The organism is Candidatus Hodgkinia cicadicola, assembly GCF_002774925.1.
The window spans coordinates 1-2,107 of sequence record NZ_NXGO01000049.1 but is presented as its reverse complement, the minus strand read 5'-3'; the positions used below and the strand labels follow the sequence as shown (position 1 = coordinate 2,107).

The window sequence follows — 2,107 nt, the reverse complement described above, 5'->3', positions numbered from 1 at the left end:
ATTATTTATTTTGTAAAGATTTTTTATATTAATAGCTTTATTTTTCTCGATTAATATTGATGTTTTATTTTGATTTGGTATCAACATCTATTTAAATTGAGATATAATTTAGATTTATTTTCTTCAAAAGACCAATTGATGTTGGTCTCTAATTTTAATATGTTTTTAAAGTTATTAATTGATTTAAATATTTAGAATATTTGTTAACAACGCAGAGATAATATTGTATGTATATTTGAATGATGAGATTTTATAGAATAGGAAAAAATATTATTATTAATCTTACGTTTTCTTGCCATTGTTATTTCTCTTCGTTGGTGTTATGTTCTTGGTGTATTATAGTTTATAGTATTTTGATACGTTTATACTTATAATCTCTTACTAAATGACATATAATTCCTGTTAATCTTCTTAAACATACACATATCTAACAATTATTATAAAATATTTATTACTGATTATACATTTTATCTTAATATATATAATACTCCATCATTATCACTACACATTCTTGCTTTAATTCCTCTTGTTAATAAATAATTCGTTTATCCGTTGTTATTTAACCTAAATACCTATTAGGTAGAGTTATATTTTATCCAAAAGAGATATATCCTGTTCACTAACTATTTTATATTTAGATCTTTCTATGAATAGGATCACTTTCATTTAACATTCCACTTTCAATCAACCTTTGTTTGTTTATGAATCCAGTACCAATCAATGGTACTTTTCCTAGTATAATTTTATCTTTTATTCTAGATATTTCGTAATTGTTATCAGATATTATAGTTTTAATTACTTATTTTATTGCTTCTTGAAAGGAGATAGTTGATAGTATAGATCTTTGATTTACACATGTTTCTGTTATACCAACGATCTGTCTATCATCTAATATCATCTTCTCCTTTTAATATTTTAATATAATGATTAATTCTGGAAATATCCTGTCAATTGTAATAACATCTGATCTTCAACGATGTAATTATCTGGATTGGATATACTTACTGTGTTGGTCATTTGTCTTAAAACCATCATCAATATGTTTACTGTTAATATTTACTCCATGATTTCTATATATTTCTTGAACAATACCAACAAAATAATTAAAGAGATCATTGAATCCATATACTTCAGAATAATTCGATAGATCATGGTCTCCATGTAAGATGATTTGTCCTTGTTTTATCATTTCGTTGTTCTTAATAAATAGTTTAACATTTAAACCAGTAATAAATTATAGGATGTTTATTAATTGTTTTTTTTGGATCAATGATAAATAATCTGTTTCCATTGCTATCGGTTCTATGTTTTAATAATCCATCTATCGAACTAACAATCGAACTGTTATTCTAATCAATGGTGTTATCAAATAATCTCGATAATCTTTTAAAACCTTCAAGTTAATGTCATATTAATTTCATCTCTATCTTCGGTTGAAACTTTTAAGATACCATCAAATAAACTTATCCTTTCATTAGGATTAGTCATAAACTTATTTTACCATTGATTGAGATATAATGCAACTGCTTCATTCTTCCAACGTTTAAACCAATCAATGACATCTTATCCTTTATAAGGGTGGGTTTAATATTGTTTATAATTTTTTCAGTTATATCATAGGTTTCTTTCTTTATGTTTAAGTAATATACTAGGTTTTTAAAGAACAAATAGCCATTGGCTAAACTTAATAAACTTGTTGATCTGATACAATTGAAACATAATATCTCTTCGTATTCAACGTGTTTATCGTTCGGAACCAACAAATGAGTAACTTCTTGGTAGTTTATAACTTCAAAGCTCAATGCCATCTTTTATAATTGATAACATACAATTGGAATTAACAACAATTATGTCGTTTGATTCCGAAACAACACATGAAATATCTTTGAGCTTAATAATTCCCAAAAATGGTGATGTTAAACAGTTAATTTATCACTTTTATTGGTTTTATCTTTAATATTTTTAATCCATGAAATATTTTTAATGTAAGTTGTGTTCCAAGTTCACCAATTGATTGGGTTACTAAACCACCAACGGAATCACCATGTTGTACTATTTTCCACAACCTAATTCTATTCCATAACAGAGTTTACAGATACCAAACCTT

At 25.4% G+C, this 2,107-nt stretch carries 3 protein-coding genes; all 3 read right to left on the bottom strand.

Annotated elements, in window-relative coordinates; all coding sequences use genetic code 4:
- Positions 1–982: 982 nt before the first annotated feature.
- The 3 genes from MAGTDC_RS02545 to MAGTDC_RS02535 all read right to left on the bottom strand — a co-directional run bounded on the left by MAGTDC_RS02545 (position 983) and on the right by MAGTDC_RS02535 (position 2,065).
- Positions 983–1,222 carry a hypothetical protein gene (locus tag MAGTDC_RS02545; protein WP_278046948.1) on the bottom strand — a complete coding sequence of 80 codons (240 nt, stop codon included), beginning with the start codon at positions 1,220–1,222 and terminating at the stop codon, positions 983–985.
- 241 nt (positions 1,223–1,463) lie between these two features.
- Positions 1,464–1,808, bottom strand: coding sequence for a hypothetical protein (locus MAGTDC_RS02540; protein WP_146656912.1), 345 nt, complete (start codon positions 1,806–1,808; stop codon positions 1,464–1,466).
- A 116-nt stretch (positions 1,809–1,924) separates the two neighbouring features.
- Positions 1,925–2,065 carry a hypothetical protein gene (locus MAGTDC_RS02535; protein ID WP_192573122.1) on the bottom strand — a complete coding sequence of 47 codons (141 nt, stop codon included), beginning with the start codon at positions 2,063–2,065 and terminating at the stop codon, positions 1,925–1,927.
- Between the last annotated feature and the right edge of the window lie 42 nt (positions 2,066–2,107).